Annotated in this window: 11 protein-coding genes; 5 read left to right on the top strand and 6 right to left on the bottom strand. The window is 64.3% G+C overall.

Annotated features, from left to right (window positions below; all coding sequences use genetic code 11):
- Positions 1-7 precede the first annotated feature (7 nt).
- From FEM01_RS15375 to FEM01_RS15385, 3 genes are all read right to left on the bottom strand, one after another.
- Positions 8-1,120, bottom strand: a complete 1,113-nt coding sequence (locus FEM01_RS15375; protein WP_138220346.1) for an ABC transporter ATP-binding protein — start codon at positions 1,118-1,120, stop codon at positions 8-10.
- A gap of 282 nt (positions 1,121-1,402) precedes the next feature.
- On the bottom strand, positions 1,403-2,032 hold the full coding sequence (locus FEM01_RS15380) for a response regulator (protein ID WP_138220347.1): 630 nt from the start codon (positions 2,030-2,032) through the stop codon (positions 1,403-1,405).
- Positions 2,029-4,431, bottom strand: a complete 2,403-nt coding sequence (locus FEM01_RS15385; protein WP_138220348.1) for a PAS domain-containing sensor histidine kinase — start codon at positions 4,429-4,431, stop codon at positions 2,029-2,031. Before FEM01_RS15385 ends, FEM01_RS15380 begins: the two co-directional genes overlap by 4 nt.
- A 95-nt stretch (positions 4,432-4,526) precedes the next feature.
- On the opposite strand from FEM01_RS15385, the gene FEM01_RS15390 reads away from it, so the two are divergent.
- Positions 4,527-5,525, top strand: a complete 999-nt coding sequence (locus FEM01_RS15390) for an alpha/beta hydrolase family protein (protein ID WP_138220349.1) — start codon at positions 4,527-4,529, stop codon at positions 5,523-5,525.
- Positions 5,526-5,609: 84 nt separating this feature from the next.
- Here the strand turns inward: FEM01_RS15390 and FEM01_RS15395 are convergent, their stop codons facing one another.
- Genes FEM01_RS15395 through FEM01_RS15405 form a run of 3 tightly spaced genes read right to left on the bottom strand, consistent with a single transcriptional unit; the run spans position 5,610 to position 8,063 of the window.
- Entirely contained in the window at positions 5,610-6,374 is a 765-nt protein-coding gene (locus tag FEM01_RS15395) for a TerB family tellurite resistance protein (protein WP_138220576.1), read from the bottom strand.
- A 1-nt stretch (position 6,375) separates the two neighbouring features.
- On the bottom strand, positions 6,376-7,047 hold the full coding sequence (gene murU, locus FEM01_RS15400) for an N-acetylmuramate alpha-1-phosphate uridylyltransferase MurU (protein ID WP_138220350.1): 672 nt from the start codon (positions 7,045-7,047) through the stop codon (positions 6,376-6,378).
- Positions 7,044-8,063, bottom strand: a complete 1,020-nt coding sequence (locus FEM01_RS15405) for an aminoglycoside phosphotransferase family protein (protein WP_138220351.1) — start codon at positions 8,061-8,063, stop codon at positions 7,044-7,046. The genes murU and FEM01_RS15405 overlap by 4 nt, the downstream gene beginning before the upstream one ends.
- 131 nt (positions 8,064-8,194) lie before the next feature.
- Between FEM01_RS15405 and FEM01_RS15410 the strand changes: the two genes are divergently transcribed.
- Genes FEM01_RS15410 through rsmA form a run of 4 tightly spaced genes read left to right on the top strand, consistent with a single transcriptional unit; the run spans position 8,195 to position 14,088 of the window.
- A complete protein-coding gene (locus FEM01_RS15410) occupies positions 8,195-11,005 on the top strand; it encodes an LPS-assembly protein LptD (RefSeq protein ID WP_138220352.1) in 2,811 nt (936 codons plus the stop codon).
- A complete protein-coding gene (surA, locus tag FEM01_RS15415; protein ID WP_171030973.1) occupies positions 10,986-12,305 on the top strand; it encodes a peptidylprolyl isomerase SurA in 1,320 nt (439 codons plus the stop codon). Before FEM01_RS15410 ends, surA begins: the two co-directional genes overlap by 20 nt.
- Positions 12,302-13,291, top strand: a complete 990-nt coding sequence (gene pdxA, locus FEM01_RS15420; RefSeq protein ID WP_138220353.1) for a 4-hydroxythreonine-4-phosphate dehydrogenase PdxA — start codon at positions 12,302-12,304, stop codon at positions 13,289-13,291. The genes surA and pdxA overlap by 4 nt, the downstream gene beginning before the upstream one ends.
- Complete coding sequence (gene rsmA / locus FEM01_RS15425) at positions 13,288-14,088, top strand: 16S rRNA (adenine(1518)-N(6)/adenine(1519)-N(6))-dimethyltransferase RsmA (RefSeq protein ID WP_138220354.1); 801 nt, start codon at positions 13,288-13,290, stop codon at positions 14,086-14,088. The genes pdxA and rsmA overlap by 4 nt, the downstream gene beginning before the upstream one ends.
- Positions 14,089-14,211: the final 123 nt, after the last annotated feature.

Consider the following 14,211-nt stretch of genomic DNA (forward strand, 5'->3'; position numbering starts at 1 on the left):
CAATCGATCAATGGGCTTCGGCAATCGGATCGAGCGCGCGGGCGTGCTCCACCTCCCAGCCCAGCGGTACCACATCGCCCACGGCCAGGGCCGGGTCGAGCTCGGCGATCGGCTGTTTCACGAAGAAATCAGCCTTGCCGCAGACTTCCAGGCGCACCCGCACGTGGTCGCCCAGGTAAATGAATTCGGCCACCCGGCCCGAGAAACGATTGACGCAATTTTCGCTGTGCCCGTTCAGGCGTACCCGCTCAGGGCGAATCGACAGGGTCACCGCCTCGCCGGCCTGACCGACGTTCACCGCCAGCGCCTCGACCCGCTCGCCACGCGCCAGTTGCACCTGGCAACGCTTGCCGTCGCTGGCCAGCAGGGTGCCATTGAGGCGGTTGTTCTCACCGATGAAGTTGGCGACGAAGGTGTTGCAGGGCTCTTCGTAGAGGGTGCGCGGATCGGCGATCTGCTGGATCTGGCCTTGGTGGAACACCGCCACCCGGTCGGACATGGTCAGCGCCTCACCCTGATCGTGGGTCACGTACACCACGGTCACCCCGAGGCGCTGGTGGATGTGCTTGATCTCCATCTGCATGTGTTCGCGCAGTTGCTTGTCGAGCGCACCGAGCGGCTCGTCCATCAGCACCAGTTGCGGCTCGAACACCAGTGCCCGCGCCAGCGCCACGCGCTGTTGCTGGCCACCGGAGAGCTGGCCGGGGTAGCGCTTGGCGAAGCTGTCGAGCTGGACCATGTTGAGCACGCGCTTGACCCGCTCGCTGATGTCGGTCTTGCTCAGGTTACGCACGGTCAAGGGAAAGGCGAGGTTCTCGGCAACGGTCATGTGCGGGAACAACGCATAGTTCTGGAACACCATGCCGATGTCGCGCTTGTGCGGCGGCACGTTGTTGATCGAGCGCCCAGCCAGCTGGATTTCGCCGGCGGTGGGGGTTTCGAAGCCGGCCAGCATCATCAGGCTGGTGGTCTTGCCCGAGCCGGAGGGGCCGAGCAGGGTGAGAAACTCGCCCTTGCGAATGTCCAGGTTGAGGTCTTTGACGATCAGCGATTCGCCGTCGTAGCTCTTCTGCACACCACGGAAGCTGACCAGCGTCTCGTTCGAATTCGCCTCGCTCATGCCCTGCACCTTCTTGTTGGAATGACTGCGTAGGCAACAGCGTAGAAGAGTGGCAAGGGAACGGAAATCGGCGGTACTGAGAGAATGCCATCATCCGGTTGGAAGAGTCGCTGTAGGGCAATCCCTATACGAGTGGCGTTTTCAGAACGGACGCCGATTCCTGTGGGAGCGGGCTTGCCCGCGAATAGGCCGGTGCAGCCACCGAGATCAGCAGGTCAGGCCCTTTCGCGGGCAAGCCCGCTCCCACAGGGGCCTCGCAGTGCATGGTCGCAACCAGAACACTCACACCAGCTTGTGCTCCATGGCGTACTTCACCAGCTCGGCCAGCGAGTTCACCTTGAGCTTCTGCATCAGCCGCGCCTTGTGGGTGCTGATGGTCTTGTTCGACAGCGCCAATTGCTGGGCGATGTCGTTGACATTAGCGCCCTGGGCCAGGCGCTCGAACACCGAAAACTCCCGCTCCGACAGCAGGGTGTGCAGAGGGCGGGTCTCGGTCAGGCCCACCTCGAAGACCATGCGATCGGCCAGGGCCGGATCGATGTAGCGCCCGCCCCCGGCCACCCGACGGATAGCCGTGAGCAGCAGCGCAGGGTCGCTGTCCTTGGTGGCATAGCCTGCCGCGCCGGCCTTCAGCGCCCGTGCGGCCATCTGCGCCTCGTCGTGCATCGACAGCATCAGGATCGCCGGCGGGTTGCTCAGCGCACGAATACGGGGGATCGCCTCCAGGCCATTGACCCCCGGCATGGAGATATCCAGCAGCACCACTTCGCACGGGGTATGGCGCAATGTATCGAGCAACTGCTCACCATTGCCGGCCTCCCCCGCCACCTGCATGTCCTTGGCCAGGCCGATCAATTGCTTGATACCTTCACGGACGATGGTGTGGTCTTCGGCCACCAACACTCGAATCACGCTTGTCTCTCCTGGGTCAATGGAATCGCCACGCTCAAACTCGTGCCCTCGCCCGGCTCGCTGTCCAACGTCATGCAGCCACCCAGCATCAATACCCGCTCGCGCATGCCCACCAGGCCGAAGGATGCAGGCCGCGCTGCATCGACAGCAAAACCTGCGCCATCGTCAATAACCGTCATGCGCAATTGCCGGCCCTCATGCACCAGCTCGATTTGCACCGTATGCGCCTGGGCGTGGCGCATGACGTTGGTCAGTGCCTCCTGAAGAATGCGGAACAGCCCCGTGGCCTTGGCATCGCTCAAGGGTGGCAGATTCTCGGGCACCTGCACCAGACACGGAATCTGCGTACGCGCCTCGAAACGCCGTGCCTGCCACTCGATAGCCGAGGCGATACCCGCGTCGAGGATAGGCGGACGCAACGCCGTGGCCACATCGCGCACCAGTTGGAACAGTTGGCCAATCAGGCGCTTCATGCTGGCCAGGCGTTCGTTGAGCCCGACATCGAGTTCGGCATAGGCCAGCTCGCACATCGACACTTCAAGCTTGAGCACGGTCAGCATCTGCCCCAACTCATCGTGCACTTCACGGGCAATGCGCGCCTTTTCTTCCTCGCGCACGCTTTCAAGGTGCGCCGACAGCTCGCGCAACTGCTCTTGGGAAGCAGCCAGAGCCAACTCGGCCTGCTTGCCTTGGGTGATGTCCCACACCACACCGTCCCACACCACGCGGCCATCGGCCAAGCGGCGGGTGGTCGCCTTGATGTCGGCCCAGCGCTGCTCGCCTTCGCGGGTGAGGATGCGCCCTTGCCACGCCCAGTCCTGCTCAGCGGCCAGAGCGATGTCCTGCACCCGATGGTAATCGGCGCGATCCTGCGGGTGAACCACGTTACGCAGGCCCATGTCCGGGTGTTGCAACGCCGCCGGGCTATACCCTACCAGCGCTTCGCTGCCTTCGCTGATATAGGGAAATTCCAGCTCACCCGCACGGGGATCGCGCTCCAGGCGGAACACCAATCCCGGCACGTTGCCGGCAATCCCTTTGAGCCGCGCCTCGCTCTCGCGCAGCGCAGCCAAGGCGCGGCGGCGTTCGGTGACATCGGTGAGGAACACCACCAGGTACTCGGCATCGCGAAAGCGCAGGAACGACAGCGACAGGTCCACCGGCAACACGCTGCCATCGGCGCAGCGGCACTGGCTTTCAAACTGTAGATCTCCCCCTTCACCGGAGCGGGCGCGCTTCCACAGCTCAAGCCAGCGGTCCATGCTCAGGCTCGGTTCGATGTCGATCAGCGGCCGTTCGAGCAAGGCGCGGTCGGCGAACCCAAGCATGCGTTCGGCCGCATGGTTGGCGTAGCGCACATGGCTGTCCCAATTGACCCAGAGAATACCGACAGTGCTCTGGTCGATGGAAAATTGGCTCAAGCGCAGCGCCTCTTCACGCACCTGCCGCTCGACCAGACTCTCGCGCGCCGCCAGTAGCGCGCGCTCGAGTACACGCTGCTGGCGGCGCTGCCACACCCAGGCGGCCAAGGCGCAGAGCAGCAGCAAGCCGAACAGCAGGGCCAGGTTCTGCCAGAACCCGGGCGACTCGGAAAACCGTGGGTACTTGGGCTGCAACCAGCGGTGGTGCAACTGCTCCAGGGTTTTCGCCGGCATCGCTTGCAACCCGCGCTCGAGGACCTCGGCCAGTTGCGGCCAATCGCGGCGTGAGCCGACCCGCAGCAACTGCGGCAAGCCAATGTCGCCCACCACCGCCAGATCGCCGAACTCGCTTTCGCGGGACAGGCGGCCGAGCTGCGCCTCATCCAGCACGGCAAAGCTGGCCTGGCCGCCGAGCACCAGTTGCAGTGCCTCACGCTCGTTCGGCACCCCCTGCACATTCAGGTTGCTGTAGTTACCGAGCAGGTATTCGGCCAATCGGGACGGCATGCGCACGGCTACGCGGTCAGCAGCGGTGAGCTTTTCCAGCTCGACCGCCACCGCCCCGCTGCGCATCCCCACCACCAACTGCGGAACCCGCATGTACGGGTCGCTGAACAGCCAGTAGCGCAGGCTGGCCGGGGTCTGCGCAAGGCCTGGGGCAAAGTCGATCTGGCCGGCTTGCAGCGCCTGCTCAAGGGCGGCCTCGTCGGCAAAACCGCGCCAGGTCAGGTCGAGCCGCAGGCGTTGGGCCAAGTCATTGACCAACTCCACGTTGGCGCCGTAGAACTGCTGCAGGCGGCGGTCGAACTGGGCATACGGCGCCTGCAAAACCAGCCCCACACGCAGGTTGCGGTGGCCATCAAGCCACTGCTGCTGCGCCGGCTCCAGCACCACGCCGACCGGTACCTGCGCACTCGCCAAGGCGATCAAGGGCAGGCACAACCAGCCGATAACCCACAGGCAACGCACTCGCTTCATCTCGACCCTCGTCTTGGCAAGGATGGCCGCGTGGCGTGGCCGTCGCGGACAAATACTATTAGGCTGCCGGTATCTCTATGGCCCTGGACCGATCCATGTTCACACTTTATCGCACGACGCTGGCAATGATCTGCCTCGCCTCGCTCCTACCCCTGGCCTCCCAGGCAGCCGACGCCTCAGCCCCCGATGCCGCCACCCAGGCACCAGCGCCGGTCGCTCGTGCGCCGCTGCCCGAGCGCAGCCAGGACGATGCTGCGGCCCTGGAGCGGCGCGTGCCAAAGGCCGAACAGCAAATGCTCGAAGCTGCTGGCGAAGCTTTCCTGGCCTTGTGGAAGCCGGCCAATGACAGCGACCCCAAGGGCGCTGTGATTATCGTCCCCGGCGCCGGCGAGAATGCCGACTGGCCGACCACCGTCGGCCCGTTGCGCCGCGGCTTCCCGGATGCTGGCTGGCACACCCTGAGCGTGAGCCTGCCGGATCTGCTGGCCGAGCGCCCACAGGCGCGAGTCGACGCCACACCCGCCGCTGCCGCTGAAGCGCCGAAGGGCGAGTCGGCCCCGGCCAAGGATACGCCAGCAGACGCCAACGCGAATGTCGCCCAGGCCACCGCGCCCGACGCCGACGCCGCCGAGGCCACCGACGCGGTCGAGGCTGACGCGCACAACGACGAAGCCGACGCCGAGCGCATCTTCGCCCGCCTGGATGCGGCGGTGGCGTACGCCCAGCAACAGAAAGCGCGCAGCATCGTGCTGCTGGGCAACGGCAGTGGCGCCTACTGGGCCGCTCGCTACCTCAGCGACAAGCGGCCACCGCAAGTACAAAAGCTGGTGATGGTCGCCGCCCAGACCCCGGCGCGGGTAGAACATGACCTGCTAAGCCTGACCCCGACCCTGAAAGTCCCCACCGCCGACTTCTACTACGCCAGCCGTGTACAGGACAGCCAGGCCGCCCAACAGCGCCTGCAGGCCAGCAAGCGGCAGAAGGACAGCCAGTATCGCCAAGTGGCGCTGATTGCCATGCCGGGCAACAAGCCAGCCGAGCAGGAACAGTTGCTGCGCCGGGTGCGCGGGTGGTTGTCGCCGCAGCCAGAGTAAACCCCGGCCACCGCAACGCTGGCGCGTTTGTCGATCAGTGTGCCGGGGCGCACGCCAGTGGGCGTGCGAAACCCGCGATGGCGATCAAAGCCCGCGCCGTTTACGCACCATCGCATAGGCCTGGTGCAACTCGCGGGTCAGCTCGGTCGCCTCGCGCACCCTTGCCTCGCTGGCGCCGCTGCCCACCAGCTTGTCTGGATGGTGCTTGCTGATAAGCCGCCGATAGGCTTGCTTGACCTGGCCGGCTTCGCTGTCCGGCTCCAGCCCCAACAACCGTAGTGCCGCGGCGTAGGTCATGTTGCCGCCCTCGGACGCAGCCTTGCGCGGCTCATACTCCAACGACAAGGCTTGTACCTGGTTGCGACTGAGCCCCAACTGCTCGCCCCATCCCAACAGCAGGTCACGCTCATGCCGCCCGGCCTTGCCATCGGCCCAGACCATCCGCCAGCAAGCACGCAAGGTGCCCTCGGCGGCATGCGGCTGTTGGCTGATACGCCGCAGGTGCGAACCCAAGCGGTCCTTGCCCGCCTTGCCACGGTTGAACGCCGCAATCGCCCGCCGACGCGCAGGCTCGGTCAGGTCCAGACGCGTCATTTCAAGACGCGCCTGCTGAATGTGCCCCTCGAGCACCCGGCCATCGCTCTTGGCCAGACGCCCAAGCAGCACGAACAGCAATTCATCGTCACGCAACGCCGGGCGCCCACCCAGACGCTCGCGCAGGTCATCCCAGCCCTGCAAACGCAAGCGCCGGTCCATCGCCTGGCCCAGCAACGCCCCGAGCAACGCGCCGGGGATGCTGGCCACCGCGAAACCGGCACCGGCGCCAATCACTGTGCTCGGCCACCACATATCAGGCACGCTCGCCGATCAGGCGCTCGACATCCGCCAGACGCTCCAGCGTACCGACATCGACCCACTGGCCAGCAAAGCGCTCGCCACTGACCCGGCCTTCGGCCATGGCCTTGCGCAACAGCGGCGCCAGCTTGAAGGCGCCAGCCTCGCAGCCTTCGAACAGCGCCGGATGCAGCACGGAGATACCACTGAACGTCAGGGTGCCCGGTGCATCATCGCCATCCACCACGCGCTCGCCCAGCAGGCGGAAGTCACCCCGGCCGTGGTGGCCAGGATTGTCCACCAGCACCACATGCGCCAGGCCTTGCAGCGGCTTGCGCAGGGCCGCGAAATCGTAGTCGGTCCAGATATCGCCGTTGACCAACAAGAAAGGTGCATCGCCCAGCAACGGCAACGCCTTGAAGATGCCGCCGCCGGTTTCCAAAGGCTCGCCTTCCGGCGAATAGCAGATGCTCAGGCCAAAGCGCTGGCCATCGCCCAGGTGCGCCTCGATCTGCTGCCCGAGCCAGGCGTGGTTGATCACCACCTCGGTGAAGCCGGCCTTGGCCAGGGCCTGCAGGTGGTACTCGATCAACGGTTTGCCGGCAGCAGGCACCAGTGGTTTAGGCGTATGCAGCGTCAGCGGACGCATGCGCTCGCCCTTGCCGGCAGCCAGAATCATCGCCTTCATGGGCGCGCCTCGGCAGTGAGCTGGGCGATCAGCTCGCCCAGTTCGGCAAGCTCGGGGCGCCGACCGATCACTTCATCTATATAGGCGAAGAAACGCGGCACATCGGCCAGGTAGCGCGGCTTGCCATCGCGATGGCAAATCCGCGCGAAGATACCGATCACCTTCAAGTGACGCTGCACACCCATCAGGTCGCTAGCGCGGTGGAATGCCTCGAAGTCAGCCTGCACCGGGATGCCGGCAGCCTTGGCCTTGTGCCAATAGTCGCGCAACCAGCCCTCCACCCGGGGTTGCGGCCAGCTAAGGAACGCGTCCTTGAACAGGCAGGTGATGTCGTAGGTGACCGGACCATAGACCGCATCCTGGAAATCCAGTACGCCTGGGTTGGGCGCGCTCTGCATCAGGTTGCGTGGCATGTAGTCGCGGTGCACCAGGACCTTGGGCTGAGCCAGGGCGCTGTCGATCAGCACTTGGCTGACGCGCTGCCAGCTGGCCTTCTGCGCCTCGCTCAGGCTCAGCCCCAGCTCGCGCCCCACATACCACTCCGGGAACAGCTCGACCTCGCGGCGCAGCAACGCGTCATCGTAGCTCGGCAGCGGTGCGCGCATGGGCAGGCGCTGGAACTTGATCAAGGCGTCGATGGCATCGGCGAACAGCCCATCGGCGTTGCCTACGTCGATCACATCGAGGTAGGTCTGGCGCCCCATGTCGCTCAGCAACAGGAAGCCGCGCTCCAGGTCTTGGGCATGGATCAACGGTACGTGCACCGCGGCCCCAGCCAGCAGATGATCGATCTCGACGAACGGACGGCAGTTTTCCTGCGGCGGTGGCGCGTCCATGATCACGAAGCTATGGCCGGCGCCCTCCCAGCGGAAGTAGCGGCGGAAACTGGCATCGCTGCTGGCGGCGGTCAGGCTGCCCTCTGGCACTTCGCCCCAGCCGTGGGTGCGGAACAGGTTCGCGAGCTGCTCGGCGAGCCAGGCGGTCAGTTGTTGCAGACGTACATCGTGGTCAGGCATTACAAGGGTCTCCGACGGCCCTAGCCGTCAAGCGGGTCATGCTTTATTATCCAGCATCTTTTTCAGACCATCGAGAGGCGTGCGGCCCCCACACGCGGGCAGATGGCACGCAGGAAGCCCGGACTAATAAGATGGCATTGAATTCCCCCGCGTTTCGTAGAAAGTTTCCATTGCTGGTGACTGGCGGCCTGCTGGCGCTGCAACCGCTGGCCTCGTCGTATGTGGTCGCAGCCGAGCAGTTCGACTGCCAAGTGTCCGCCGCCGGCGGCTGGGACTGCAAGCCCAAGACCGCCAACAACCTGCCGCCACGCCCGGTGCACGCCGGTGCAGCCGCGCCCAGCGCCGATGCGCCAGTGGCGCAGGGCGAGGCCGCCGAGGCTACAGCCGACAAGCCGGTGCTGGTCACCGAGAGCAAAGGCCGTGGCCTGAAGTCGCGCAGCGAAGACTACAGCCACCTCGACTGGGTCCCGCGCGACAAGCTCACCCCTGCACAGCTGGCCGAGACGGGCCCGTACTGCGGCGGTGCCTACATCGAGCCGGCGCGCCCAGGCATGAACGACTCCACCCCCAAGGACGAGTCGCCGACCTACATCAACGCCAAGGTGTCCAAGTACCAGCAAGAGCAGCAGATCGCTACGCTCGCCGGTGACGTGGTCATGCGCCAGGGCAGCCTGCAGGCCGAAGCCGACGAGGCGAACCTCTACCAGACCGAAAACCGCGGTGAGCTCAAGGGCAACGTCAAGATCCGCGACAACGGCACGCTGGTGGTCGGTGACCAGGCACAGCTGCAGCTCGACACCGGCGAAGCCCGAGTCGACAACGCCGAATACGTGATGCACAAGTCGCACATCCGCGGCAACGCGCTGTACGCCAAACGTAGCGAAAACGCCATCATCCGCCTCAAGGACGGTACCTATACCACCTGTGAGCCGGGCAGCAACGCATGGCAGCTCAAGGGCAACAACATCACCCTGAACCCGGCCACCGGGTTCGGCACGGCGACCAACGTCACCCTGCGGGTCAAGGATATTCCGGTGCTGTACACGCCGTATATCTACTTCCCCATCGACGATCGTCGCCAGTCCGGCTTCCTGCCGCCGTCGTTCAGCTCCAGCAGCGACACCGGCTTCATGCTGGTCACCCCGTACTACTTCAACCTGGCACCGAACTACGATGCCACGTTGTATCCCCGCTACATGGCCAAGCGCGGCATGTTGATGGAAGGCGAGTTCCGCTACCTGACCAAGTCCAGTGAAGGTCAGTTCGGCGGCGCGTTCCTCAACGACGAAAACAAGGATCGTGAACTCCAGACGGACTACAAGAAAGACCGCTGGATGATCAACTGGCAGCACAAAGGCGGCCTGGACGAGCGCCTGACGACTGAGGTCGACTACACCGACATCAGCGACCCGTTCTACTTCCAGGACCTCGAAACCGACCAGATCGGCGTAGAGTCGACCACCGTGGTCAACCAACAGGGCGCGCTCACCTACCGTGGCGACAGCTACACCGCTCGCCTGAACGTACACGCGTACGAAATGGCGACCCTGTCGCAGATCACACCGTACGATCGACTGCCGCAGATTACCTTCAACGGTACGCTGCCCTATAACCCGAACGGTTTCAAATTCGACTATGAAACTGAGGCCGTGCGTTTCGAGCGTAACCTTAAGAACGACTTCGTTCTCAATGAGGACGGCCTACCCGACACCACCGCTGGTGCTGCCGGTCGCCGCCTCGATGAAAACGTCAGGGGCCTGGCACGCGCCAACGGCACCCGCTTGAACTTCGAACCGGCCATCAGCCTGCCAATGCAGGCCAGTTATGGCTACGTTACCCCCAAACTGAAGTACGCCTACACCCACTACGACCTCGACCTGGACAGCCAGGGCAAGGCCCAGGCACTGGTGCAATCGGCCAACCCTGCCTATGGCAACTACAACGGTTCGATCAACCGCGACATCCCGATCTTCAGCGTCGACAGCGGCCTGTATTTCGACCGCAACACCCAGCTGTTCGGCAAGAACATGCGCCAGACCCTCGAACCGCGACTGTTCTACCTCTATGTCCCGTACGAGGACCAGAAGGACATCCCGGTGTTCGACACCGGCGAATCGCTGTTCAACTACAACTCGCTGTTCCGCGACAACCGCTTCAGCGGCTCCGACCGGATTGGCGACGAAAACAAGCTGTCGCTGGGCGTAACCACCCGCTGGCTTGAAGATGACGGTTTCCAGCGCCAGCGCTTCAGCATCGGCCAGGCCTACTACTTCAAGGATCGCAAGGTCCAACTGCCAGGCATCAATTATCGCGACCGGTCGGACAGTCAGTCGGATGTCTCGCCGTATGCGATGGAATACGAGTACGCCTTCAACCGCGACTGGCGCTTCAATTCGGACTTCAACTGGGACCCGGACAGCAGCAGCACGCGCTCGGCGAGCGCGATGTTCCACTACCAGCCTGAAGACAACCCGAACAAGGTGGTCAACCTCGGTTATCGCTACCGCAACGACACCATCAACTATGACTCGTTGACCGGTACCTGGCGTGTAGGCGGCGGCGACTATGGCACGCCGGGCAGCGCCAACTACATCAAGGACTACTACAAGATCCAGCAGCATGACTTCTCGGTCATCTGGCCGATCGTCCCACAATGGAACGCCATCGCCCGCTGGCAGCACGACTACAACCGCAACCGTACCCTGGAAGCCTTCGGTGGCTTCGAGTACGACAACTGCTGCTGGAAGCTGCGCCTGATCAACCGCTATTGGATCGACTACGACGACTTCAGCCAGTCCGCCGCCGCCAACGAAAAAGGCGACCACGGCATCTTCCTGCAAATCGTGCTCAAAGGCCTCGGCGGCGTTGTGGGCAACAAGGTCGAGTCGTTCCTGGACCAAGGCATTCAAGGTTATCGTACACGTGAAGACCAAGCTTATTGATCGTCTGCGCCCGCTGATGCTGGGCGCTGTACTCCTGAGTGGCGCGGCGCATGCTGCGGTACAACCCCTGGACCGCGTCGCGGCCATCGTCGACAACGACGTGGTCATGCAAAGCCAACTGGACCAGCGTATCCGCGAAGTCCAGCAGACCATCGCCAAGCGCGGTGGTGGCGTACCTCCGGCCAGCGCGCTCGAGCAACAAGTGCTCGAGCGCCTGATCGTCGAGAACCTGCAATTGCAGATCGGCGAACGTTCCGGTATTCGCATCACCGACGAAGAGCTGAACCAGGCCATCGGCACCATCGCCCAGCGCAATGGCATGTCGCTTGAGCAGTTCCGCGCGGCCTTGGCCCATGACGGCCTGTCGTTCAACGACGCCCGTGAACAGGTCAAGCGCGAGATGATCATCAGCCGCGTGCGCCAGCGCCGCGTGGCCGAGCGCATCCAGGTGTCGGAACAGGAAGTGAAGAACTTCCTCAACTCCGACCTGGGCAAGATGCAGATGTCGGAAGAGTACCGCTTGGCCAACATTCTCATCCCGACCCCGGAAGCAGCCAGCTCGGACGACATTCAGAAGGCAGCCCGCCAGGTCGGCGACGTCTACCAGCAGCTCAAGCAGGGTGCGGACTTCGGCCAATTGGCCATTGCCCGCTCGGCCAGCGAGAACGCCCTGGAAGGCGGCGAGATGGGCTGGCGTAAAGCCGGCCAACTGCCACCTGACTTCGCCAAGATGCTCAGCAGCATGGCCGTCGGCGACATCACCCAGCCAATTCGCATCCCCAACGGCTTCATCATCCTCAAGCTCGAGGAGAAGCGCGGTGGCAGCGAGAGCGTACTGCGCGACGAAGTACACGTGCGCCACATCCTGATCAAACCCAGCGAAGTGCGCAGCGAAGCCGCCACCCGGCAACTGGCCGAGAAGATCTACGAGCGGATCAACGACGGCGAAGACTTTGCCACCTTGGCGAAAAGTTTCTCCGAAGATCCAGGCTCGGCCCTCAACGGTGGCGATCTCAACTGGGTCGACCCGAACAGCCTGGTACCGGAGTTCCGCGAGCAGATGGCCAACGCCCAGCAAGGCGTGGTGACCAAGCCGTTCCAGACCCAGTACGGCTGGCACGTGCTCGAAGTGCTGGGCCGCCGCGCCACCGACAGCACCGAGCAAGCGCGTGAACAGCAAGCCATGAGCGTGCTGCGCAACCGCAAGTACGACGAAGAGCTACAGACCTGGCTGCGCCAGATCCGTGACGAAGCGTACGTTGAAATCAAGCTGCCTGGCGCCGCCCAGGCCGCCCAGTGAAGCCCCTGCGCTTCGCCGTCACACCCGGCGAACCGGCCGGCATAGGCCCTGACCTGTGCCTGCTGCTCGCCGCCGAGGCCCAGCCCCACCCCTTGATCGCCATCACCAGCCGTGACCTGCTCGCCGAGCGGGCCACCCAGCTGGGGCTGGCTGTCGAGCTGCTCAGCGTCACCCCGGATACCCTACCCACGCAGCCGGCACAGGCCGGACAGCTGTATGTCTGGGATACCCCGCTGGCAACCCCAGTGCAGGCCGGGCAGCTGGACAAGGCCAACGCCGCGTTCGTCCTCGAGACGCTCACCCGCGCGGGCAACGGCTGCCTGAACGGCGACTTCGCCGGGATGATCACCGCCCCCGTGCACAAGGGTGTGATCAACGAGAGCGGTATCGCCTTCTCCGGGCATACCGAGTTTCTCGCCGACCTCACCCACACCGCGCAGGTGGTGATGATGCTGGCCACCCGCGGCCTGCGCGTGGCCTTGGTCACCACTCACCTGCCACTGCGCGATATCGCCGACGCCATCACGCCGGAGCGCCTGGAACGGGTCACCCGTATCCTGCACGCCGACATGCGCGACAAGTTCGGCATCGCACACCCTCGCATCCTGGTCTGCGGGCTCAACCCGCATGCCGGAGAAGGCGGCCACCTGGGCCGCGAAGAAATCGACATCATCGAGCCAGCACTGCAACGCTTGCGCGCCGAAGGCATGGACCTGCGCGGCCCATTGCCGGCCGATACCTTGTTTACCCCCAAATATCTGGAGCACTGCGACGCGGTGCTGGCGATGTACCATGACCAAGGTCTGCCCGTCCTCAAGTACAAGGGCTTTGGCGCTGCGGTCAACGTGACGCTGGGCCTGCCGATCATCCGCACCTCGGTCGACCACGGCACCGCCCTGGACCTGGCCGGGACCGGCAAGGTCGATACAGGCAGCCTGCGCGTCGCCCTGGAAACCGCCTACCAGATGGCCGAGAACCGACCATGACCGAGCACTACCAACACCGGGCGCGCAAGCGCTTCGGCCAGAACTTCCTGCACGACGCCGGGATCATCGACCGCATCCTGCGGGCCATCCACGCCAAGGCCGGCGAACACCTGCTGGAAATCGGTCCGGGCCAAGGCGCCCTGACCGAAGGCCTGTTAGGCAGTGGCGCACAATTGGACGTGGTAGAGCTGGACAAAGACCTGGTGCCGATCCTGCAGCACAAGTTCGCCGGGCGCGATAACTTCCGCCTGCACCAGGGCGACGCCCTGAAGTTCGACTTCAACCAGTTGGGCGTGCCGCAGCGCAGCCTCAAGGTGGTCGGCAACCTGCCTTACAACATCTCCACGCCGCTGATCTTCCACCTGCTCGATCACGCCAACCTGATCCGCGACATGCACTTCATGCTGCAAAAGGAAGTGGTCGAGCGCATGGCCGCAGGCCCAGGCGGCGGCGACTGGGGTCGCCTGTCGATCATGGTCCAGTACCACTGCCGCGTGGAGCACCTGTTCAATGTCGGCCCGGGAGCCTTCAACCCACCGCCGAAGGTCGACTCGGCCATCGTGCGTCTGGTGCCGCATGAGGTGCTGCCGTACCCGGCGAAAAACCCGAAGCTGCTCGAGCATGTGGTACGCGAAGCGTTCAACCAGCGTCGCAAGACCCTGCGCAACACCCTCAAAGGCCTGCTCGACAGCCAGGCTATCGAAGCAGCTGGAGTCGACGGCAGCCTGCGCCCCGAACAGCTCGACCTGGCCGCCTTCGTGCGCCTGGCCGACCAACTGGCCGATCAGCAAGCCTGACCCGCACCGCGCAGCGCAAGCCCACCGCCGTGGGTGGGTTGCCCTGCGATCAGCCATGACTGGCCCTCCCCCCCGCCAATGGCCTAGACTGCGTTATTGCGTCAGTTCGCCCAAGGCCCTTGC

The organism is Pseudomonas mosselii, assembly GCF_005796105.1.
Classification (GTDB): Bacteria; Pseudomonadota; Gammaproteobacteria; order Pseudomonadales; family Pseudomonadaceae; genus Aquipseudomonas; species Aquipseudomonas mosselii_C.

Excerpts from the sequence above, each read along its gene's own strand:
- FEM01_RS15375 (WP_138220346.1), bottom strand. The coding sequence starts at position 1,120 with ATGAGCGAGGCGAATTCGAACGAGACGCTGGTCAGCTTCCGTGGTGTG.
- FEM01_RS15385 (WP_138220348.1), bottom strand. The coding sequence starts at position 4,431 with ATGAAGCGAGTGCGTTGCCTGTGGGTTATCGGCTGGTTGTGCCTGCCC.
- FEM01_RS15390 (WP_138220349.1), top strand. The coding sequence starts at position 4,527 with ATGTTCACACTTTATCGCACGACGCTGGCAATGATCTGCCTCGCCTCG.
- FEM01_RS15395 (WP_138220576.1), bottom strand. The coding sequence starts at position 6,374 with ATGTGGTGGCCGAGCACAGTGATTGGCGCCGGTGCCGGTTTCGCGGTG.
- murU (WP_138220350.1), bottom strand. The coding sequence starts at position 7,047 with ATGAAGGCGATGATTCTGGCTGCCGGCAAGGGCGAGCGCATGCGTCCG.
- FEM01_RS15405 (WP_138220351.1), bottom strand. The coding sequence starts at position 8,063 with ATGCCTGACCACGATGTACGTCTGCAACAACTGACCGCCTGGCTCGCC.
- FEM01_RS15410 (WP_138220352.1), top strand. The coding sequence starts at position 8,195 with ATGGCATTGAATTCCCCCGCGTTTCGTAGAAAGTTTCCATTGCTGGTG.
- rsmA (WP_138220354.1), top strand. The coding sequence starts at position 13,288 with ATGACCGAGCACTACCAACACCGGGCGCGCAAGCGCTTCGGCCAGAAC.